Here is an 801-nt window from a genome sequence, read left to right as displayed (position 1 = left end):
GCCGCCGGATATCAAAAACATCCTGCCGCCAAACATCGTTGCGTTGATTAGCCCTGCGGGCACTGTTGCAAATAGTCGGTGGTGATAAACTTATCATCCCCTTTTGCTGATGGAGCTGCACATGAACCCATTCAAAGGCCGGCATTTTCAGCGTGACATCATTCTGTGGGCCGTACGCTGGTACTGCAAATACGGCATCAGTTACCGTGAGCTGCAGGAGATGCTGGCTGAACGCGGAGTGAATGTCGATCACTCCACGATTTACCGCTGGGTTCAGCGTTATGCGCCTGAAATGGAAAAACGGCTGCGCTGGTACTGGCGTAACCCTTCCGATCTTTGCCCGTGGCACATGGATGAAACCTACGTGAAGGTCAATGGCCGCTGGGCGTATCTGTACCGGGCCGTCGACAGCCGGGGCCGCACTGTCGATTTTTATCTCTCCTCCCGTCGTAACAGCAAAGCTGCATACCGGTTTCTGGGTAAAATCCTCAACAACGTGAAGAAGTGGCAGATCCCGCGATTCATCAACACGGATAAAGCGCCCGCCTATGGTCGCGCGCTTGCTCTGCTCAAACGCGAAGGCCGGTGCCCGTCTGACGTTGAACACCGACAGATTAAGTACCGGAACAACGTGATTGAATGGGATCATGGCAAACTGAAACGAATAATCGGCGCCACGCTGGGATTTAAATCCATGAAGACGGCTTACGCCACCATCAAAGGTATTGAGGTGATGCGTGCACTACGCAAAGGCCAGGCCTCACCATTTTATTATGGTGATCCCCTGGGCGAAATGCGCCT

The 801-nt window shown here is 53.4% G+C and carries 1 protein-coding gene; it reads left to right on the top strand.

The features are described from left to right. Positions 1–121: 121 nt before the first annotated feature. A partial coding sequence (locus ABFX54_RS56670; protein WP_346115623.1) for an IS6-like element IS26 family transposase occupies positions 122–801 on the top strand: 680 nt, incomplete at its 3' end.

The organism is Nonomuraea maheshkhaliensis, assembly GCF_039529435.1.
Lineage (GTDB): Bacteria > Actinomycetota > Actinomycetes > Streptosporangiales > Streptosporangiaceae > Nonomuraea > Nonomuraea maheshkhaliensis.
Note: the sequence above shows the minus strand (reverse complement) of the source record. Positions and strands in the feature narration are given on the sequence as shown.